Annotated in this window: 23 protein-coding genes and 1 tRNA gene; 18 read left to right on the forward strand and 6 right to left on the reverse strand. The window is 59.7% G+C overall.

Features of this window, described 5'->3' with window-relative positions:
- Positions 1–66: 66 nt before the first annotated feature.
- Positions 67–1731, reverse strand: a complete 1665-nt coding sequence (gene lysS, locus LKK40_RS01390; protein WP_434735098.1) for a lysine--tRNA ligase — start codon at positions 1729–1731, stop codon at positions 67–69.
- 323 nt (positions 1732–2054) lie between these two features.
- Between lysS and LKK40_RS01395 the strand changes: the two genes are divergently transcribed.
- Both LKK40_RS01395 and LKK40_RS01400 read left to right on the forward strand, forming a co-directional pair.
- A tRNA-Pro gene (locus tag LKK40_RS01395) sits at positions 2055–2128 on the forward strand.
- Positions 2129–2288: 160 nt separating this feature from the next.
- A complete protein-coding gene (locus tag LKK40_RS01400) occupies positions 2289–3605 on the forward strand; it encodes a tyrosine-type recombinase/integrase (RefSeq protein WP_304308569.1) in 1317 nt (438 codons plus the stop codon).
- On the opposite strand, the gene LKK40_RS01405 is transcribed toward LKK40_RS01400, so the two are convergent.
- Positions 3602–4414 carry a helix-turn-helix domain-containing protein gene (locus tag LKK40_RS01405; RefSeq protein ID WP_304308571.1) on the reverse strand — a complete coding sequence of 271 codons (813 nt, stop codon included), beginning with the start codon at positions 4412–4414 and terminating at the stop codon, positions 3602–3604. The two genes, LKK40_RS01400 and LKK40_RS01405, sit on opposite strands and share 4 nt — an antisense overlap.
- A gap of 153 nt (positions 4415–4567) precedes the next feature.
- On the opposite strand from LKK40_RS01405, the gene LKK40_RS01410 reads away from it, so the two are divergent.
- From LKK40_RS01410 to LKK40_RS01465, 12 genes are all read left to right on the forward strand, one after another.
- The gene (locus LKK40_RS01410) at positions 4568–4783 is read left to right on the forward strand and encodes a helix-turn-helix domain-containing protein (RefSeq protein WP_304308574.1); all 216 of its coding nucleotides are present in this window, start codon (positions 4568–4570) and stop codon (positions 4781–4783) included.
- 15 nt (positions 4784–4798) lie between these two features.
- Complete coding sequence (locus tag LKK40_RS01415) at positions 4799–5092, forward strand: hypothetical protein (RefSeq protein WP_304308576.1); 294 nt, start codon at positions 4799–4801, stop codon at positions 5090–5092.
- Positions 5089–6420: an AAA family ATPase gene (locus LKK40_RS01420; protein WP_304308577.1), complete on the forward strand. Its 1332-nt coding sequence runs from the start codon at positions 5089–5091 to the stop codon at positions 6418–6420. The genes LKK40_RS01415 and LKK40_RS01420 overlap by 4 nt, the downstream gene beginning before the upstream one ends.
- Before the next feature lie 154 nt (positions 6421–6574).
- Entirely contained in the window at positions 6575–6835 is a 261-nt protein-coding gene (locus tag LKK40_RS01425) for a hypothetical protein (protein WP_304308578.1), read from the forward strand.
- The gene (locus LKK40_RS01430; RefSeq protein ID WP_304308580.1) at positions 6829–7155 is read left to right on the forward strand and encodes a hypothetical protein; all 327 of its coding nucleotides are present in this window, start codon (positions 6829–6831) and stop codon (positions 7153–7155) included. The genes LKK40_RS01425 and LKK40_RS01430 overlap by 7 nt, the downstream gene beginning before the upstream one ends.
- Positions 7152–7400: a helix-turn-helix domain-containing protein gene (locus LKK40_RS01435; RefSeq protein WP_304308581.1), complete on the forward strand. Its 249-nt coding sequence runs from the start codon at positions 7152–7154 to the stop codon at positions 7398–7400. The genes LKK40_RS01430 and LKK40_RS01435 overlap by 4 nt, the downstream gene beginning before the upstream one ends.
- A complete protein-coding gene (locus tag LKK40_RS01440) occupies positions 7393–7551 on the forward strand; it encodes a hypothetical protein (RefSeq protein WP_304308583.1) in 159 nt (52 codons plus the stop codon). Before LKK40_RS01435 ends, LKK40_RS01440 begins: the two co-directional genes overlap by 8 nt.
- Positions 7541–7786: a hypothetical protein gene (locus tag LKK40_RS01445; protein WP_304308585.1), complete on the forward strand. Its 246-nt coding sequence runs from the start codon at positions 7541–7543 to the stop codon at positions 7784–7786. Before LKK40_RS01440 ends, LKK40_RS01445 begins: the two co-directional genes overlap by 11 nt.
- An 11-nt stretch (positions 7787–7797) precedes the next feature.
- Positions 7798–7998 carry a hypothetical protein gene (locus LKK40_RS01450; RefSeq protein WP_304308587.1) on the forward strand — a complete coding sequence of 67 codons (201 nt, stop codon included), beginning with the start codon at positions 7798–7800 and terminating at the stop codon, positions 7996–7998.
- A complete protein-coding gene (locus LKK40_RS01455) occupies positions 7995–8327 on the forward strand; it encodes a hypothetical protein (protein ID WP_304308589.1) in 333 nt (110 codons plus the stop codon). The genes LKK40_RS01450 and LKK40_RS01455 overlap by 4 nt, the downstream gene beginning before the upstream one ends.
- A gap of 46 nt (positions 8328–8373) precedes the next feature.
- On the forward strand, positions 8374–9096 hold the full coding sequence (locus LKK40_RS01460; RefSeq protein WP_304308591.1) for a hypothetical protein: 723 nt from the start codon (positions 8374–8376) through the stop codon (positions 9094–9096).
- A 207-nt stretch (positions 9097–9303) separates the two neighbouring features.
- Positions 9304–10149, forward strand: coding sequence for a phage major capsid protein (locus LKK40_RS01465; protein WP_304308593.1), 846 nt, complete (start codon positions 9304–9306; stop codon positions 10147–10149).
- An 830-nt stretch (positions 10150–10979) separates the two neighbouring features.
- Here LKK40_RS01465 and LKK40_RS01470 read toward each other — a convergent pair.
- The 3 genes from LKK40_RS01470 to LKK40_RS01480 all read right to left on the reverse strand — a co-directional run bounded on the left by LKK40_RS01470 (position 10980) and on the right by LKK40_RS01480 (position 14564).
- Entirely contained in the window at positions 10980–11879 is a 900-nt protein-coding gene (locus LKK40_RS01470) for an AraC family transcriptional regulator (protein ID WP_304308594.1), read from the reverse strand.
- 324 nt (positions 11880–12203) lie between these two features.
- Positions 12204–13244: an NAD(P)-dependent alcohol dehydrogenase gene (locus LKK40_RS01475; RefSeq protein ID WP_024464264.1), complete on the reverse strand. Its 1041-nt coding sequence runs from the start codon at positions 13242–13244 to the stop codon at positions 12204–12206.
- 51 nt (positions 13245–13295) lie between these two features.
- Positions 13296–14564 carry an MFS transporter gene (locus LKK40_RS01480; protein WP_152581131.1) on the reverse strand — a complete coding sequence of 423 codons (1269 nt, stop codon included), beginning with the start codon at positions 14562–14564 and terminating at the stop codon, positions 13296–13298.
- 295 nt (positions 14565–14859) lie between these two features.
- Between LKK40_RS01480 and LKK40_RS01485 the strand changes: the two genes are divergently transcribed.
- Positions 14860–14988 carry a hypothetical protein gene (locus tag LKK40_RS01485; RefSeq protein ID WP_273192887.1) on the forward strand — a complete coding sequence of 43 codons (129 nt, stop codon included), beginning with the start codon at positions 14860–14862 and terminating at the stop codon, positions 14986–14988.
- Positions 14989–15357: 369 nt separating this feature from the next.
- On the opposite strand, the gene LKK40_RS01490 is transcribed toward LKK40_RS01485, so the two are convergent.
- Entirely contained in the window at positions 15358–15759 is a 402-nt protein-coding gene (locus LKK40_RS01490) for a VOC family protein (protein WP_024464262.1), read from the reverse strand.
- Positions 15760–15997: 238 nt separating this feature from the next.
- Here LKK40_RS01490 and LKK40_RS01495 point away from each other — a divergent pair, with 238 nt between their 5' ends.
- The 3 genes from LKK40_RS01495 to LKK40_RS01505 all read left to right on the forward strand — a co-directional run bounded on the left by LKK40_RS01495 (position 15998) and on the right by LKK40_RS01505 (position 20478).
- The gene (locus LKK40_RS01495) at positions 15998–18091 is read left to right on the forward strand and encodes a DUF4037 domain-containing protein (protein ID WP_304308599.1); all 2094 of its coding nucleotides are present in this window, start codon (positions 15998–16000) and stop codon (positions 18089–18091) included.
- An 84-nt stretch (positions 18092–18175) separates the two neighbouring features.
- Complete coding sequence (locus LKK40_RS01500) at positions 18176–18814, forward strand: DUF4125 family protein (RefSeq protein WP_304308601.1); 639 nt, start codon at positions 18176–18178, stop codon at positions 18812–18814.
- Between the two features lie 14 nt (positions 18815–18828).
- A complete protein-coding gene (locus tag LKK40_RS01505; protein WP_304308603.1) occupies positions 18829–20478 on the forward strand; it encodes an alpha/beta hydrolase family protein in 1650 nt (549 codons plus the stop codon).
- Positions 20479–20515 lie beyond the last annotated feature (37 nt).

Consider the following 20515-nt stretch of genomic DNA (forward strand, 5'->3'; position numbering starts at 1 on the left):
AGCCTCTCGTTAGCGTACAAAAAGCAACGCCGCGCATGCTGACGTACGGAACGCACCGTCAGCAGCCTAGAAGTTCATCGGCTTGACGAGCGGGAAGGTGACGGTTTCGCGGATTGTCGCGCCGGTCAGGGCGATGAGCAGGCGGTCGACGCCCATGCCCATGCCGCCTGCCGGGGGCATGCCCACACCGAGCGCCTCGAGGAAGTCCTCGTCGATATCCATGGCCTCCTCGTCTCCGGCCATCGCATCGCGGGCCTGAGCGACTAGACGCTCGCGCTGCACGACCGGGTCGTTGAGCTCGGAATAGCCTGTGGCGAGCTCGAAGCCACGCACGTAGAGATCCCATTTCTCGACCATGCCCGGCTTGGAGCGGTGGGCCTTGACCAGCGGGCTGGTCTCGACCGGGAAATCGCGCACGAAGGTCGGCGCGTAGAGCTTATCCTCGTAGAAGTGCTCCCACAGGTGTTCCACAAGCTTGCCGTGGTTCTCCACCTCGTCGCGCTCGACACCGAGCTTGTCGGCAATCGCGCCAAGATGCTCAACCGAGGTTTCCGGCGTGATTTCCTCGCCGAGAGCTTCGGAAAGCGAGCCGTACATGCTGATCTGCTTCCATTCGCCGCCGAGATCGTACTCAGTGCCGTCCAGCAGCGTGACGGTCGTGGAGCCGAAGACGTCCATGGCGGTCTTCTGGATGAGCTCCTTGACAAGCTTGGCGATGGTGTCATAGGTGCCGTAGGCCTGATATGCCTCGATCATGGTGAACTCCGGAGCATGCGTGGCGTCGACGCCCTCGTTGCGGAAGTTGCGGTTGATCTCGAACACGCGATCGATGCCGCCCACGAGGCAGCGCTTGAGGAAGAGCTCGGGCGCGATGCGCAGGAACAGGTCGATGTCGAAGGCGTTCATATGCGTGGTGAACGGGCGGGCCGCAGCGCCGCCGTGGATGGTCTGCAGCATCGGGGTCTCGACCTCGATGAAATCATGCTCGTCGAAGGTGCGACGCAGCGAGGAGACGACCTTGGAGCGGTTGCGCACCATGTTGCGTATCTTCTCGTCGGCGATCATGCCGATATAGGGCTTGCGCGTGCGCGTGTCGTCGTTGAGCTCCTTGTGCAGCGCGGGCAGCGGCTGCAAGGCCTTGGCGGCGATGCTCCATTCGGTGGCGAAGACCGACAATTCGCCGGTTTTCGACGCGATGACACGGCCGCGAAGATACAGATGATCGCCCAGATCGACCAGCTGCTTGAACTGCTTGAGCGAATCCGCGCCGATTTCCCGCTTGGCAATCATGCCTTGGATCTTGGTGCCATCGCCTGCGCACAGCTGCACGAAGCACAGTCCGCCAGCGTTGCGGATGAAGAGCACGCGGCCCGCAATGCCGACCATGTCCTCGGTCTCCTCGCCCGGCTGCAACGTGCCATCATACTTGGCGCGCACGTCTTCAATGCGGTCGCTCACGTCAAGATGGACCGGATAAGGCTGCAGGCCCTCTTTGAGCATGAGCGCACGCTTGGCCACGCGCATCTGCACCTGCTCCGGGTGCGCGAGCGGGCCGTACGTGGCATTGCTCGGGTCGATCGCCTCATCGAGGCTCGCGCCGCCGTCAATTGCGTTGCGGATGCCCTCATCTTGCTGCAGCAGCATATGGGCCCGCTCGACGGTGGTCATCGCGGAAGCCTGTTCGGCGCTCTCTTCGGTTATTGCGCCAACGTTCTCAGTCGTTTCACTCATAACGCACCACTCTATCCAAGTGCCGATACACGAGGACGATGGCATGAATGATGCATGGGTGCAGATTGCCCGCTTGACAGTCCTCGCGATGCGTAATCACAATCTGGTTGCTTGTCACTCATCGCTCCGTCTTCGGCTCCTTAGCGGAGCCTCACCTCGCCTACGAGCAATCCACCGGATTGCTCGCTTAACGGCTCAGCCCACGGCCTTAGCGGCCGCTCGGTCGAACCTACAGACAGCCCACCGGGCTGTCTGCTTAACGGTTCGACACTCCGCTTTGCCATGTCCGGCTACGAGATGTAGTATTGCCCACGTTGCCAAAACGGGCTGTAGCGCAGCTTGGTAGCGCGCCTCGTTCGGGACGAGGAGGCCGCGAGTTCAAATCTCGCCAGCCCGACAACTGCGGTTTCACGATTCGTCGTGAGGCCGCTTTTTTCTTACTGTCTATTGGCCTTGCAGGCTATTTGCCGCTCTAGGCTTATTGCTCAGATTACCCCGGAAATCACCCGAATATGCCATAATAAGGACACACATAAGGACATACGAGGGGGGGCGCTATGAGCAGGGCGGCACGTGGGAGTTGGGGAACGGTCACGCCCCGGTATAAGCGTGGCACGAGGCAGCGCGTCGGTTGGATCGCCCGCTATTATTCTCCGCTCCCCGGCGACCGTAGCCGCATATCGCGCAACTTCGGCCCTGACGACAAGGGTCAGGCTTATGCGTGGCTCGAAGCCGAGCATGAGCTAGTGAGGGCCTACGAGCGTGGGGCCTCCGATTGGAAGAAGCCAGCGGATCGCATCAAGGCCAAGGAACGAGATAATACGATGTTCGAAGATTACGCCGAACGATGGTTCGCTGGGCATCGGACGAAGACCGGCGCGGAGCTTCGCGGCACCAGCAAACGCAAGGTGCGAGTTGACCTTGACCACTTGCTGCCCGTGTTCGGCGATATGCGGATGACCGATATCAAGCCCGGCGATATAGGCGACTTCCTCGACCGCAACGACCTCGAAGGCGAGTACGCGACTTTCAACGCCTACAAAACACTCAAGCAGGTCATGCGTGCGGCGACATTGCCGGGGCCAGACGGGGAGCCGCCGCTAATCGACGCTTCGCCCTGCATCCGTGCGCTACCCACGCCCGAGTCGAAGCAATCAGAGATAGACCCGCCCTCGCCCGAAGAATTGAAGAGGATCTACGAGCTGATGCCCGAGCGCACGAGGATATCCGTGTATATTTCCGCAGCCGCCGGCGGGCTGCGCGTCAGCGAGGTGTGCGCCTTGCAGCGCCGCGACATTGACATTAAGCACCGTATCCTTCATGTGAGGCATAGCGTGAACCGTGGCGAAACCGACCGGGGAGAGCTTCGGCTAGGCGACACCAAGACGAAGAACAGCGTTCGGGATGTTACCATCCCCGCCGCCCTCATTCCCCTGCTCGAACAGCATCTAAAGGGATACGTCGGCCCGCGACAGACGGATATGCTGCTTCCCGCCCCCAAGAGCGCGATGATCTCCAGACAGACCCTCTACGCGCAGTTCAAGCGTGCGGCCAAGGCAGCCGGACGGCCTGATCTTCATTTTCATACGCTCCGAGCCACTGCGACCACGGAGGCGATTCTAGCCGGGGCAACGCTCGCAGAGACCATGCACTTGGCCGGCCATAAGGACTCGAAGACCGCAGTCGAACGCTACCAGCGCGTGTTAGGTGAGCATGAACGGCAAGTTGCGGACACTCTCGGTGAGATGCTTATTTTGCCGGATCGCACGCCCGAAGTGATCCGCGATGAGATCAAACAAGTCGAAGCGCAGATCAAGGAATTGCAATCAAAGCTAACGTCATTGCACGAGGAGCTTGCCGAAGATGAAGATTAGAAAGTTGATGCACCGTTCGATCTTTTAAGACCGTATTTGCTCTCGTACCGCTGCGCCTGCTCCTCGGTCACAACGCCCTTCTGTCGTGATATCGTCACAATGAGCGCAACGCGATTTTCAAGTTCACGTATATGTCTCGCCTCGGATTCCGGGATGACGACGTGCAGCCCTTTAAGAAAATCACGATACGTTCTCACGTCGTCCAACGCCAGCGTCGCGCCGGATTCCGTGCCGGCGTTTTCTTCCGCAAGGTATAGCGCGTCATCATCGTCAACCGGCTCGCGCTCTGAGCCATCCGGCCCCTTTACTATTTTCTCGTAACGCTTCACCGCGTCAAGCGCGTTCGCAATCGATAGATTGTACTGCGCAAAATTCCATAACACAGAACTCGCATTATCCATGCGCCCACCGTAGTGCGGAAGACTCAGATTTACGAGCATCCTGTAGTAGATCTGGTAATTCAACAGGCCAGCGAATACCGGGTTGGCGTCCGAGAACCACGGCTGTTCGCAATCGACAATGAGCGCAACGGGCGACACGTTCAGCGCGTGGGCAAGTTGCACGATCCGCTCGAAACTCACGTCAGCCCCTCGGCCGTTCTCGATATTTGCGATCACTGATCGGGTAATTGATTTTTCGCCGTACAACTCGTTTACTTTCTCGGCAAGTTGGGTCGCGCTTAACCCGGTTTCGCTATCGGTCTTGACGGTTCGGTATCGACGCAACCGTTCTCCGAGCGACGACACGCCGGCACTAGCTATCTCAGAATCAGCGGTTTCGGCTATTTTCTGCGGTTTCTTTATTTCCATACACACATTTTAGGTCATTGTGTTGAAAACTGCAATAACCCGTGTTAAGGTGGGTGTCATACACAAGATAAACATTAGTGTGTATGACACCGCAGCTCCGGTTGTTGGCGCAACCGAGCGGTGTCGCCCCATTCAGTTCGAGAAAGGTTCGACATGGCTAAACCTACCACGCAAACATTTGAAATACCTGAGACGTTGACCGTTTCGGAGACCGCACGAACTCTGCGACTCTCGCGCACGAGCATCGACAGGCTCATAAACTCCGGCAAGCTGCGGGTGTATAAAATCGGGAAGCGCCACGTTTTGGTGAACGCCGAAGATGTGCGCTCTTTCTTCTCCCAGCCTAGCAATTTTCGCGTTATCGACTGAAGGCGGCGCGTTTTCGTGGGAGAACTATACATAAAATCGCGGTACCCATTGGCGCTGCTCTGCATCCTGCTCGGTGCCGGTTTCACCAGCGCCGGGAACATGCTACCCGCCGCGATCTGCGCGCTGATTGGCGTCGTGGCCTCTGACTGCCCTGAGCAGTTCTACAACTGGCTACATCACGTGCGCGAAGCCGAGGACGCCGCGCTTGACGGCATCGAGCCGGACGGCCACTACGAGGGCGACGGCGTGCCCAGAGACGCCAGCGGCCACGAGTACGAGCCGCTCTCGTGGGGGAGGTTGCAAGTATGAGCCAAGCCACGATCATCGCCGCGATGGACAAGTGCTTCACAGCTTCTCAAAATCTCAGCCACACCATGCGAACAGTGCATCCGATATCGCCCGATACTGAAAAGCTCAAGGCCCGAGTGTGGAGCGAAGTAGACGACGCTAACAAGGCGCAGGCCGAGGCATATCAGAAAGCCAAGGATCTAAGGAAGACCGCCACGACGAAACCACCAGCACCCGCTGCGAACGTTCCCGCACCGCTCTCGAAGCCGCATCCGTCCGGCAAGCACGCCACGCTCACTGCCGCATCCGACGTGACCATCGAGAAGCCCCGGTTTATCGATCAGCCCATCATGCCGCTGGGCGTCATCACCCTGTTCGCGGGCCGCGCCGGAGTGTCCAAGAGCACGCTTTCCATCGACCGCGCCGCCAAGGCCACCAGAGGATTACTGGAAGGCGATTGCAAGGGTCATCCCGTCAACGTGGCGTTCAGCGGAATCGAGGACTCGCTATCCATGCAGAAGGCGCGGTTGATGGCGGCGGACGCCGATATGAGCCGCGTGCAATTCCTTACCATGCAGAACACGGTCAACGGCACGGATATCACCACAGGGCTTAGCCTGCCCGACGACCTGCCAGAGATCCGCAAGCTGCTCATAGACGCCGACATTCGACTTTGGATACTCGACCCCATCACCTCCTGCATCAGCGGCAACACCGACAAGCGGGATGATGTGCGGGCGGCGCTCGACCCGCTGGCAGCGCTGGCCGAGGACTTGGACATCGCCATCGTCGGCATCCTGCACTTCAACAAGGGCGCGGGCTATGCCTCCGATAAGGTCAGCGGCTCGCACGCCTTCCGCGACATCTGCCGAAGCCTGCTATTGGTCGCCAAAGACGACGAGGACGGCAGCATCATCGCCACCCTCGACAAAAACAACTACACCTTGGCGCAAGGCGCTTCGTACTCGTACGGCCTCACGAGCGTGGATATCACCGACGATCTGGGCCAGTCCATGAGCGTGCCGAAAGTGACGGGCTTCATGCCCTCCGAGCGCACCGTCAGCGAGGTCATCAACAGGAACATCGGCCAAGGCGAACAATCCGGCAACGGCCGGGCCGAGTCCGGCGCGGTGCTTTCATGGCTGACTGATTACCTCGGTGACGAAAAGGTACCGTTCTCCCAGATCAAGAAGGACGCCAGCAGCCTCGAAGGGTACACGCCCAAGCAATTGCAGAACGCGCGGGACAACTCCAACGGCGTCATCGCCACAGAGCGCGACCCCGGTTACAAGGGCCGTGGCAAGCAATATCTATGGCTTGTTCAATCGAACACAAACGAACATGAATGATTAGAACTTAATGACTTCCGTGCACGAAAAGTAGTAATCAAGTACTAATGCTTAGCCTTACTCCCGTAAGGGATTCAGATTAGTACTTGATTAGTACTTTTCAGATACGCAAGTAGTGAAAGTACTAATCAAAACAGCAGTGAAAGGAACAAAAGTGAACACGAATGAACACCCCAATCTGATGCCGCCGATACCCGCCGACGCCGAATGCGTCATGCATATCCGAGCCGAGGAACCCGGCCCGGACGGCACCACATGCCGATGCCTCTGCGGGTGCGAAGTCACCATAAGCCATGATATCGAAACCCACTTCGAGGACACCGGCCAATGGTTCAGCTGTCCTCTCTGCGAGGCTGCGTTGCTGCTAGCTGACGTGAAGCTGCCTGTGCCGACAGTACAGGGGACGCTATGGTGACCGTGCAGCGACCACCGTATCGCGGCCATGTGTTTCGCTTCCTGCGCGCTGCCTCATGGCCGGAACCGTATCAGCCGCCAGCCTGGGCACGAAACCTACAGCGCGTCGAACTGGACGACGGCACGACTGCTTACCGCTGCTTTCCGCCCCGCCTCGACGCCACGGCCTTCGCGGACTTCACGCTGCTCGACCGGTGCGGCTGGTCGGTGACCGTCACCCGTCACCCCGCTGGCATCGCCGTCACCATCGTATTGAAATCTCGCCCCGGCCCGGCGTTAAACAGGCCAGACACAACCGATATTCCCAAGGAGGAATCATGATCTACATGCCGGAAACACTCGCCACCGCACGCGCCATCCGCGCCCTGCTCGCAGAAAAGGACTGGACCATCAAAGCAGTGGAGGAGTCAGCCGGATACGCTCGCGGCCACCTTAGACGACTCTTAGGCAACCCGAGCACCATCACATTCGAAGACCTGCACATCATCGCGGAAGTGCTGCGCGTGCAACCGGAGAACATCACGAATCGCGCACAGCGCATCGCTGAAGGGAGATTCGATGTCTGATATTCAACACCAGTACAAGCGCCGTGAACGCCTCTACCGCCATGCTCTCCACCGGTTCCCCAGTGGCGACATCTCGCATCAGCTTCAGACAATTATCCAGCAGCTAGACCGAATCATCGACCAGCAGGAGGGCGACGCCGATGGAAAGTGAGCCGACCGAGCAGGAGCAGACCGAGCACGCGCCCCGCTGGCTCTTCCCGAGCGTCATCGCCAAGCTCCCCCCAGAAGAACAACCAGAACAATGGGAGCGCACGGCCCGCTACCTGCACCAGCGTGCCAAGACCCTGTATAAGGGCCGGGCCACATGGAAGTCCCGAGCCGAAGCATATTCAGAAGCGCTCGACGCCATCATCGAACTAGCCCAGAACGCACATATAACACTATGAAGGAAATCATAATGACGGAACCCAAATACACGTCCACCGGGCTGAACCCGGACATAACCGAAGCCGAAGTAGACAAACTGCCTATCGCAGAGCAGATAGCGTACTGGAAGCACCGGAGTCGAGCAGCCGAGAACCAGTACAGGCGCAACCGCAAGACCGCCAAGCTGCAAGCCAAGCTCGACCGACTCACCAAGGAATGGGAACGCAAATGACCACGACGCTGCTGACTGCACCCCGCCCTGTGCTCCACTTAGCGCACGCGCCGGGGTGGGGCGGACTGGACGACCCGTGGCTGTTCCGTTCCACCAACGCGAAGTTCGGATACACCTTCACCTGCTCCGCCGATATGGATGGTGTCGCGCAGATGGCGCTAATCAACGACTACACCGACCGCGCACCAACATATTCATCCGTGCTTGATTTAGGCGCGCACCTGCAAGACCTGCAAGCATGGCTAACCGATATCGCGCGCGTAGTGGTATGGGCCACAGTCTCATCACGCGACTGGGACGCGGCCCGCGAAGCATTCGCAACCGCCTGACACACCATCATTAAACCGCCCCAAATCAGGGCAAGAAAGGGTCGCTATGACCACCGAAACAACCACAACCACAACCACCGCAACGCCCGCTGAAACGCCCGCTACGCCGCCCACAGAGCAGCCAGACGACACCGCAGCCGACACCACGCCTGAGGAGAACCCGCAGGCCGAGGAACAGCAGCCGGAGCCGAACCCGAACCGCGAAGCCGCCAAATACCGCGTACGCCTGCGCGAGACCGAGGAGGAGCGCGACGAACTCAAACGGACCGTGAAGAATCTGCAACTTATCGCGCTGGGCAGCGTCCTCGTGAAAGGCGAGTACAAGGCCGCAACGGGCGCGCAAGAGGCGATCATTGAAGAGCTTGGGAACTACGATTGCTGGGACGCGGACAAGCTCGACTACGCCGAAATGACAGAAGCGCTGGGCAGCATCCAGGAGCGAAAGCCGTACCTGTTCGACTATAACCAGGTGAAGAACCGGAAATACGCAATCGAAAAAGCCATCGAAGAATACCCCGTCATTAAGCAGCAGCTCTTCGACCACGGTATTTGCCCGTGCGAGGACGACGAGGAAATCGCCGAATGGTGCAAAAAGTTCAGTTCGTACGTACACAATTGGCTTCCTGACCGCGAGGATATCGAGAACGCCAAGCGCCGTAACGCGTCCCAAGCCATGAAAGGGTATAACCTCGCCCTCAGGAACGTGAACCGGATGGGCAACAGCAACTCGGTCGCCCAGGCGATACGCGAAAGCACCAGCAAACACTGACGCGCCGAAACAGATTAGGCGAAACACCACACCAGTGGTATACTATGCACTCCCCGAAAAGTGTGATACAATAATACGTAGTTAACGGCTGTGCCGCTGACCGCGACAGCTCCAGAGGACGTCGCAACTTAGCATCATTCGATGTTGGTTGTGGCGTCCTTTCGCGTTCTCCAATCAGCATCACTACAGATTCGGAGACATACACTTATGGCTATCACAACCTCGCTCGGCGGCGAAGCCGCATTCCCTAATACCAGCTGGGTCAAGCCCGCCGAAGCCATCGGCGAAGCGCTGATCCTCAACCCCGCAATCGCCACACAAGGCCCGCTCATCGAGGGAGACGCGCCATCGCTCCGCATTCCCATCATAACCGCAGACCCGACGGCGACCATCGTGGCAGAAGCCCAGCAGATCACAGAGAGCCAAGCCGCGCTATCAGAAGTGGTGGTGCAGACGCGGAAGCTCGCCCTGCTCACTTCCATTTCCAACGAGGCAATCGGCTCTGGCAACGGCTCGGACATGCTCGGGCAAGGAATCACGCGCGCGATGGTGAACGCAGCAGACGAGGTGTTCCTAAATAATCCGGGTGACAACGGCGAACCCACCGGAATCGTCAACATCGCGGGCCAAACAACCACCGCGAACGCAGACCTTGATAAGAACGGACTCAGCCCAATCCTGGACATGATCGCGCAACTGACTGATCTCGGCGCGAACGTCACCTCACTTCTCATGCGCTACAGCACTTGGGCAAGACTGCAAGGACTCGTAGCAACAGACGGACGACCGGTCATCACGCCCGACGTCGCGCAGACCGCAGCACCAGTGCTCTTCGGCGTGCCAGTAATCCTCAACGCGCACGTGCCCGCCAACACCATCGTGGTCAGCGACAACAGCAACATCGTCGCCAGCGCAAGCGAAGTAGGCGTCGCCACCAGCACCGACGCGCTGTTCAGCAAAGACATGTCTATGCTCCGCGCCACGTCGCGCATCGGGTTCGGTCTCGTGCAGCCCAATCGCAACGGCATCATCACTCTGAAGCCCAAGGCATAGCAACCTAGAGCAAGCACAGCAGGCTTTATGCATTCATTTCATCTGCAAGCTGCTTGCAATCCTGCGCAGACCCCGCTGATTTTGCCCCTTTCAGGCCAGCGGGGTCACCTCTATCTACCCCCACCGCCCCCGGGCGGGAGAGAGCCCCCCGGGTATTTGTCTAAATGGCCGCAGGGGGTCCGGGTTCTGCCCGCGAATGCGTTCCGGGACCCATAAACTTATCCGTCACAAGGCGCACGATGCTTACTGCCGATTGGCATGAGGCGTGTCGGCAATCGTTCGATAAGCGTCACAGGTGAACCACACGATAGGAGATCATATGAGAAAGATATCAGTCCACAAGTGCCCCGAATGCGAATACTGGTTCGACTCGTACCGCAGCGACGCGGTGTGCTGTTCGCACCGTTGCCGAATGCGCCGTATGCGCCGACTGCGCCGCGAGGCGAGGGCGCTCCCTAGTAAGTCCCCAGTAATTCCCTAGTGGCTTCCCCGCGTGCGCGAGGCGAGAGAGCAACCTAAGCATTTCTTAAGTTGCTCAGAAGCGCGAACCACCCGTGCCCACACCGTGCCCACACTCGACGGTGTGCACCACCCGTGCCGACATTCGACAGTGATGATGAGTGACATCCAGTGAGTGACACTGAGAAATGTTTGCATCACGACACGCCATTTCCCTTCGCTCGAAGGACATACATAAGTACACACCTTCGCAGGAATGGCGTTATTGCAACAGTTCTTCAAATCTCACCAGCCCGACAACTTAGGCGGATTGTTGAACTATCAACAATCCGCCTTTTCGACTTTCTGCTGCAGACAGGCCTGCCGCAGCGTCACCGCGGCGAATAGTTCTTGCGGTAGGCGGAGGGCGTCAGGCCGGTCTCTTCCAGGAAGCGCCGGTTGAAGTTTGAGGCGTTCGAGTAGCCGCTCATCCGCTGTATGCGCGCAACCGGCATATCTGTGCACGACAGGAGCCGGCAGGCGCGTCCGATGCGCAGCCGGCGCACGAAGTCGGCGAAACCGATGCCGGCCACGCGCTTGAAGAACCGCGAGAAGGTGGAGGGGCTCATGGAGGCGGCGTCGGCGGCATCCTGAAGGCTGACCTCGTCCAGATGCTTGGAGATATAGGAAATAGCGGCGTTGATGCCGTCTTCGGCACCGACCGCCACCATCGGATTGTATTCGGGCGTCACCAGCGTGCGCGATTCATCGGGCGAGGCGTGCTCGAATATCGAGAGTATGGCAATCAGATCGGCCACACGACGGTCCTCGTCATGCTCCCCCATCGCAACCAGCAGATCCGCCGCCTGACGGGCCGACTCGCCGGAGAGCACCACGGCATGCAGGGCGCGGCGCAGCACCTGCTCGAATCCGGCGGTCTCAGGGAATACGGAGGACAGCATGCGAATGGTCTGCGGGCGCACATGGCACAGCACGTCGCGATGCGCGAGCCGCTCGCCAGGACGAATATCCGAAATCCAGTTATGCGGAAGATTCGAGCCGATCAAGGCCACATGGCCGGCTTCGAACGACATCAGGCCATCGCCCGCCATGAACTGGCCACTGCCTTCGCGAATGAGATGAATCTCGATCTGCGGATGATAATGCCACCTCGCCAGCGAATTGGGGTAGCCGTGGCTGGTCCAGCGGATGGCCTCTCCTCCATCGGGGACGATCACCTCAAGCGAGCCTGAGTCAGGTCGCCCGCCGACATTGCCTGGAAGCGAACTCATTATCGATTCTCCATCATCGCGCTCAACGCCGTAACACCTTGCCGCCACCACTGTATCGCGTATCGACGCGGCACAACAGACTCGCCGCGGCCAGCGAAACAGTCCGTAGCCCCCGTAGCCCAGCTCAGCAAAACGCCGGCTCGGCAAACGCCGCCACAACCCGCAACCACAGACGCCACAACCATAAACAGCGGGGATGCCCGCTCCCTAATATATTGAGAACGAGCATCCCCGCTGTAATGGCTAGGCAATACGCCGACTACCGGCTATCAGCAATCAGCAAAACAGCAATCAGCAAGCCGGCATTCGACCACCTGGCTGCAATCAGTCGCGGTCGACGGTGATCTGCAGCTTGATGTCACCCGGGCGTCCTTCGTCCATGCGGTCGAAGGCGGCCTTGGTGTCCTTCATCGCGAAGGTCTCGGTGATGAAGGGCTTGAGGTTGAGCTTGCCGCTGGCGACCAGATCGATGGCCTTCTGGTACACGTTGGCATAGCGGAAGATGTTTTCGATACGGACCTCGGTGGCCTGCAGCTCGGTGATGTCGATCTTGACCGGATCGACCGGGATGCCGACGAGCACAGCCGTGCCGCCAGGCGCGATGAGCTTCCAGAAGGTCTCGTAGGCCTTCGGAGCGCCGGAGCACTCGAACGCCACATCGGCGCCCCAGCCTGCGGTCTCTTCGCGCACGCGCTCGACCAGGTCCTCCTTCTTGAGATCCACCGGGATGATGCCGGGGATCTGGCCGATGATGCCAAGCTTGATGTCGGAGATGTCGGAGACGAACACCTTGGAGGCGCCGCCGGCGAGCGCGGCGGAGGCGGTGAGCATGCCCACAGTGCCAGAGCCGGTCACGACGCACACATCGCCGGGCTTGATGCCGGCCTTGGTCGCGGCCCACATGCCCACGGCGGTCGGCTCAAGCAGCGCGCCTTCGCCGAAGCTCACGGACTCGGGCAGGTGGTAGGTGAACGCGGCCGGGTGGATGACCTCGTCGCACAGGCAGCCGTCAACCGGCGGGGTGGCGAAGAAGCGCACGGCCGGATCGACGTTGTACATGCCCATGCGGCTGGCGCGCGACATCATATCGGGGATGCCAGGCTCCATCGCGATGCGGTCGCCGGGCTTGAAATCAGTGACGCCGGGGCCGACTTCGAGCACGGTGCCCGAGGCCTCATGGCCGATGATCATCGGCTGCTCGACCACATACTTGCCGACGCGACCGTGCGTGTAGTAATGCAGATCGGATCCGCACACGCCTACGGTATGCGGCGCGATGCGCAGCTCGCCGGGGCCGGGGGCCTTGACGTCCGGGACCTCGCGAATGTTGATGACACCCTGCTTTTCGAGAACAGCAGCCTTCATGATAACTCCTTTGTTTGGGTTGAAATTGATTGGTTTGGTTGGGTGCGGTTGTTACGCCGCAAGTTTTTTGCTTCTGCGCGACTTGCGCTCCGGCATGCCGGGCTGGTTGGGACGAATCCAGAAGGACATGATCGAGCCACCGATGTAGCAGATCGCGTACGCCCAGCACACACCGGCGAAACCGACGGTCTGCAGCAGAAGCGTAGCGATGAACGGACCGCAGAAGGTGGTCAGGCCGGAGGCGAGGTTGTTCGCGGAGACCGCAGCGCCCTTGTGCTCAGGTTCGAGCGCGGGGAACACGGCGCCCATCGGCACGAAGGCGGAGATGCCCATGCCGAGCACCACGGCGCACAGATACATCAGCGGCATGTTATGGCCGAAGTACAGCGGCACATAGTACATGGCGAGCGTGCCGATGGCGCACAGCCAGCAGCCCCACCAGCGCATCTGGCCCATCCAACCGAAGCGGTCGCCCGTGCGGCCCCAGAACACGTTGCCGAAGACGGTGACCAGGAACAGCAGACCCCAGATGGTGGACCACTCGGTGACCTTGAACAAGGCGAGACCGCCGTTGTTGTGCGTGGCGAGGTAGAGCGGCATGATGACCGGGAAGCCGTACAGCGTGAGGTTGCAGATGACGCGCAGGATGGCAGCAAGGGCGATCTGGTGGTTGTCCTTGAGAATCGTGACGCCGCGGGCGAGCTCGCGCATCTTGTCGGAGCTGCTCATCGTGTCGAGCTTGTCGTTATGGGTCTTCGGCACGAAGAACAGGCAGATAGCCGTGCCGATGGCCGAGAACACGAGCGAGAACCACAGCGTATGGTATTCGCCGATCAGAGGCACGATCCATGCCGGCAGGTAGGCGCCAAACACGCCGATGCCGAAGGAATAGGCGGTCCAGAACCAGCCTAGCGCCGAGGACAGCTTGGCTGGGTCAACGGTCTGGACGAGCAGCACCACGAAGGAGTAGATGAACAGCGGGTAGCCCATGCCTCGCAGCATGTACGAGACGAGCATGAGCCAGAAGATGTGGCTCGGAAGCGCGATGCCGACGAACACCAGATGCAGGATGATCCATGACGCGGCGCCGATGAGCATCATGCGCTTGGGGCCGAACAGCTCGGACAGCACGCCCGAAGACCAGCCCGCGAGAGCCGCCACCAGACCGTACATCGTGAACATCAATGACGCCTGCGACGAGCTGAATCCCTGATCCACGACGTATTTGGACAGGAAGGTCAGCTCGAACCCGTCTCCCGTCATGAATACCGCGACTGCTAGGAACCCCGGCAGCAGTTTGCGCACCAATCCTTGTGCCATTACCTTTTCCTTACGTTGTTCAGAACCTCGTTATTCCGTATCGCCCTTCATTGGAGCGGTGATACCAGTTTCCGCCCGGAAATGACGCTGCTTTGGCGTGCATGTCGCCAAGAATTAATACTTTTTTGCAATCGCTGTTTTGCGGTGTGAGCTCTTTCACATTTGATGAAGCACGCGAAACATGCCCTTTACACAACAGGCTAGCAGAAGTCGTCGCGCGCGGCTATATTGGAAGCCATCAGCCGGAAAGCCCGACTGAAGCGCCAAATGGCGCGGCAACGAAAGGAAATTCACTATGATGAACAAGAAGAGCTTCATGGCTGCCGTGATGCGTGGTTTCGAAGTCAGCGGTATGAGCGCCCTGTCTCAGGCCGGCTACAGCGAGTCCACTGTCAACGCCATCGAGACCATCGAAACGCGCTGAAAAGTATATAATCAATAATTGAACAAGAAGTAATGATGTATCAATAAAGTGCCGAAGTTGGGCACGTGATGCAGAAGCCGGACAACGGCGTCCCCTTCCATGTGTTTGTTTTATCTTTTCGTATTTTTCAGTTTCATATTTTCTTATGTATTCTTGCCGCTGTTGTGTCTACAGCGATATATCCAGCACTATCTCAGACCGTCACTATTCCCGCATGATTGCCGGGGCACTGCGGGTTTTGTGATATTTGGGACGCCTGAGACGTCACGACTCCCGCTGCGTATATGGAATAGTGCGGGAGTCGTGACGCCTCAGGCGGCTATCTGAGGATTGCTAGCCGATTACTTGGCTATTGGGCTACTTGACTACTTACTTGACGATCTGGCAAAACTCGATCGTCTCGCCGTTGGGGCCGTAGATGTTGAAGTAGCGGATGCCCTTCTCCCAGAACGTCGGAATCGACTGGATCTCGGTGTCCTTGAAGTTCAGTCCCAGCTCCTGCGCGTTCTTGAACGCCGCCTCGATGTCCGGGGTGTCGAATGCCCAGTGGTTGATGGCGCCGGTGGTCATCGGGGCCGGATCGCCCTCCCACGTCTCGATGGTCAGATGGCCGTAGCGCAAGAACGCGCAACGGTTCTCGCCATTGTGGAACAGCCCGGCCAGCTCGAAACCGAGCGTTTCGGTATAGAACTTGATCGTCTCGTCCAGATCCTTGGCAGGCATGCCGGAATGCTGGAAATCGGTCGTAAAACGAGTCATTGGTGAAGCCATGATGACACTCCTTCGTATCAGTATTGATTATGACCTGATACAGATAGGTTAAATAACTTCGGCTCAAGTCGAAACCTCAAAACGCCTCGCAGATTGTCAAACCGTGATACTTTATCGCGCATTGCGAGCCGAGTCGTCATGCGCAGCCGTACCCGTCGCGCCATAGACTGTAGTGAGGCTCGTGCTGCAATGATCCCTATGCTGTAATGATCCTAAGAATTTGGCGGAAGGAACGCTGATGGGCAAAGACGCACAGTTGAACGGCGGCAGGCGCAATAACAGCAACGACAGTGGCGGCAACAGTGCCAGCGATGACAATGGCAACACCAGTACCAGCGGCGGCAGTGCTTCCAGCAGGCAGGCGCATTTCGATGTTAATGAATTTCTGGCGGGTCTCGATGCCATCTTCGACGCGCACGACGCGGGCACCAAGGCTGAACCGTACTTGCAGCAGGCGCTGTCCGACGCTGAAAACGCCGCAGATGACGCCGGGATGCTCACGGTGCTTAACGAAACAATGGGATTCTACCGTTCCCAAGGTCGGCATGAGGACAATCAGCGAATCATCCAGCGCACGCTCGAGCTGGCTTCGCGCATGGATTTGCAAGGCAGCGAGGCATGGACCACGACGCTGATCAATGCGGCGACCGGAATGCGCGCCGCAGGTCAGTACGACAGGGCTGAGAACCTGTATCGTCAGGCGCTCGACAATGCCACGCGCACGCTCTCCCCCACCGACCGGCGCATGGCCGCATTGCACAACAATCTCTCGATGCTCTACAGCGAAACCGGGCAGCTGCCCCACGCGCAGCAGGAATTGGAAACCGCGCTGCATATCCTTGAAACCGCAAGCGTTGACGCCACGGCGGATATCGATGTGGCCTCCACCCATACAAATCTGGCGCTGGTGCTGCTGCAGGAGGCCGAGGCGGGCGCACAGACGAATAGTGCCGCCGTAGGTGATGCCGCACAGCGCGAGAAACTGCTCGCGAACTCATTGGGCCATGCGTCGCAGGCGCTGCACATCTACCATACGGGGCATCTCGAACACAGTGCGCATTATGCGTCGGCTTTGGCTGGCTATGCGCAGGTCTGCTTCGCGCTGGGCCGTTTCGCCGAGGCTGCTGACGTGTATCAGCACTCGCTTGCGGTGATCGCGGAATGCTATGGCACCGACACGGACTACTACCGCATCACCGAGGAGAATCTGAAGAGCGCGCAGGAGGCGGCTGGTTTGGCGCAGAATCAAGTCGCAGATGGTTCGGTCGCCAACCAGCGCACTGCAGCCCAGCAACCTCACACTGGCCAGCCGCGCGAGCGCATATCTGGATTGCGTTTGGCTCGCGCGTATTGGAACGAGTACGGCAAGGCGCTTATCTCCGAGCGATATCCCGAGTATCGCGGGCGCATCGCGGCCGGCTTGATCGGGCACGGCTCGGAATGCTACGGCTTCGATGACGAATTCTCGCAGGACCATGATTTCGGCCCCGGCTTCTGCCTGTGGCTCGCCGATGACGACTACGCGCGCATCGGCGAGCGTTTGCAGGCCGATTACGACGCGCTGCCGAGCGAGTTCATGGGATATGGACCCCGCGAGTCCACGGCGCGGGCGGGTGGGGCGAGCCGGCGGGTCGGCGTGTTCGCCATCGGCGATTTCTTCGAGCGCCTGACCGGATACCGCCAGGCACCTGCCGCCAGCACGTCGCACGAATGGCTGCTGCTGGACGAGGCCACGCTGGCGGCGGCGACCAACGGCGAAGTGTTCGCCGATCCGCTCGGCATGTTCCTCAAAACCCGCCAAGGCTTCAAGATGATGCCCGAAGACGTGCGGCTCGCCCTGGTTTCCCGCCGTTTGGGCATGATCGCGCAGGCTGGGCAATACAATCTGCCGCGCATGCTGGCCCGTGGCGACGGCGCGGCAGCCTGGCTGTCGATCAACGAATTCGTTAACGCGTGCTGCTCGCTGGTTTTTCTTATCAATCAGCCGGTAACCGTGGGCTACCTGCCGTACTATAAATGGCGGTTCGCGGCGATGCGCAGGCTCAGTAAGCGTATGGCGACGCGACTCGCCGACGTGTGCGAGCAGCTTGAAGCCATACTGCGGCTTTCATCGGCGGCATGCTTCGGCGGCGCGGGATTCGGCGAAGGTGGCAAGGGCTCAGGGCCGGCGCAAGACCAAATCCGCAGCATCGTTGATCATATCTGCGCCGAAATCGTCCACGAGCTTAACGCCGAGAGCTTAAGCAATTCGTCTGAGCCGTTCCTCGAATGGCAGCGGCCCTATGTCGAAGAGCATATCGAGTCGAGCGCGGCGGTATTGCACAGCTTGTGAGCAGCGGTATCGCATATATTTGCGCAGGGATATCTACCCAGAGATATGTACAGGGGCATTGTATACAGGGATAAAGGAGCGATTATGAACATCAGCGAAGGCAGCGTCAACAGCGACGGCAACGAACTTGCTGAAGCCATTGTGCGGCATGAATGGCAGCAGTTCCAGCGCACGGACAACGAGGGCGGACGTGCCGCATGCCAGGGCAACTGGCCGATGTTCCATCAGATGCGGCTGAGCCAGTTCCTCACATGGCCCGCGCCGCTGCTGAGCAGCTACGCCGACGACCTAGATGAGGCCGATTGCCTCGGCCGCAATCTGATAACCGAAAAATACGGCCGCATGATGGCCTCGACCGCGCCAGGCGAATACCGCAGGAGCATCGAGCCGTATATTCCCCAGCTGCCGGACGCACGCATCGCGCTGCAGGAGCAGGTCATCACCACGCAGGTTGGCTGGGCTCTGGAATTCCGTACGCGCTACCCCAAGCTTGGCAATGGCATGCGCGTGCTGCGCACCGCCGAGGACGCGCCGGACGCGACTTCGTTTGAAAGCTACTTGCGCGGCGAGCTCGGCACCTATTCGTCTAGCACCTTCGAGCTCTACCGCCGCTTCATCGACGAGTTGCAGTCGCAGGGCCGCAACCTGACCGAGGAGACCGTGCGCAACACCGTGCTGCTCGGCGGCTTCACAAGCCTTGAGGAGGCCGAGGCGCTACAGTAAGGCGCGTGCATGTTGTGAAAAGCGCTGTGAAGCGAATATCCTCGATTGCGGCCGCATCGGTCGTGTTGTTGGTGCTGTGCGCGCTGCTTGGCGCTGCGATGACGCCGAACTGGCAAGTCAGCCCGCTGACCGGCGACAATGCCGGCAACAGTGCTGGCAACAGCGGGAACAGCCTTGCCAACAATCGCGTTACCGTCGCCGCGCCCGACACCGCGATTGCCGCACGCGGGCAGCGCACGAACCAGGAGGGCACCTACCAAGTCAAGGAAACCACGCTGCGCATCCGGCTCGCCCCGTCAGTCACCGTCGACGCGGTGCTGCGCGAACCTGTAGGCGCGACAGGCAAACGTCCGGGCTGCCTGTTCATTCACGGCGCGGGAACCGGCAAGGCGCATACAGTTTACGGCGATATCGCCTCCGCAATGGCTTCGGCCGGCATCGTCACTTTGGTGCCGGACAAGCGCATGGACAACTATTCGACCTTCCAGCGCGACTACACCGCTATGGCCCGCGACTATGTCACGTCGCTGAACGTGCTCAAAAGCCGCGACAATGTTGACGCCTCGCGCGTCGGACTTTATGCAGAGTCCGAGGGCACCTGGATCGCCAGCGTCATGACGCACGACCACCCCGATCTCGCGTTCATGATTCTCACTTCCCCGCCCGTCGTCCCGGGGCGCAGGCAGATGGCGATGGCGGCGAGCAACTACATGACGTATATCGGCGCTCCGAAGCCGATGGTGCGCAATGTCGCCAAATTCATCAGCATGGACTTCTCAATGCTGGGGCTGCGCTACGCCGACTTCCCCGCCGAGCGCTACCTCGACGCACTCACTATGCCGCTGCTGGTGAACTACGGCACCGAGGACCTGTCGATGCCTATCGAGCAGGGCGCGACGATGCTGCGCGAGCATGCGCATCAGGTCGGCAATGACAATGTCACTATGCGTTATTACCCCGCCAATCATCAGATGCGCGTCGGCGCGCGTACCTCGCAGCCCGGCCTGCCGCTTGACAAGTCGTACACGCATGATCTCGAAAACTGGGTGAACGCGGTGGCTGCCGACGCATCCGCCAACGATTGGAGCACGCCGATGATCGCCGGCACACAGCCTCATCAGCGCCTCGCCGTGCCGAAGACGACTGCTCCCGGGCTGATTCGCTCGCTACCAGTGCTGCTGATACTGCTGGCGCTGGCGCCCTTGTGTCTGCTGGTTGGCGCGCTGGGCTCGCTGGTGCTTGTGCTGACCCATCGACGCCGCAGGCGCGGGACACAGGGCGACAGGCACGGCTCTTTCGGCGCAGGAATTGCCGGCTTGCTCGTGGCGAATGCCCTTGTCGTTGTGGCGAGCATGGCTGGTTTGCTGGCTTATTTAGCCAGAACCGTCTCAGCCGCGCTTGCGCTGCGCAATGATGCCTCGGCATTGTCTGCAGGATGGATGGCATTGCGGGCGCTTGCTTTGCTCAGCGTCGTGGCCTTCGCTTGGCTGCTCGTTCGTTTCGCCGAGAATCGCTTGGCGCGCGAACCCGAGCATCTGCACACGCAGGATTCCACGCCGGTCGTCGCTGCCGGGTTCGGCCACCGGATCGTGCTCGGCGCACTGACGCTCAGCGCAGTGTTCTCCTTGATCTCACTGGCGTTCTGGGGCCTGTTCACGCTCTGAGGCTTACGCTGGAAATCAGAGATATTCGATATGCTGT

Origin of the sequence: Bifidobacterium tibiigranuli (genome assembly GCF_022655035.1) — a bacterium.
GTDB lineage: Bacteria > Actinomycetota > Actinomycetes > Actinomycetales > Bifidobacteriaceae > Bifidobacterium > Bifidobacterium tibiigranuli_A.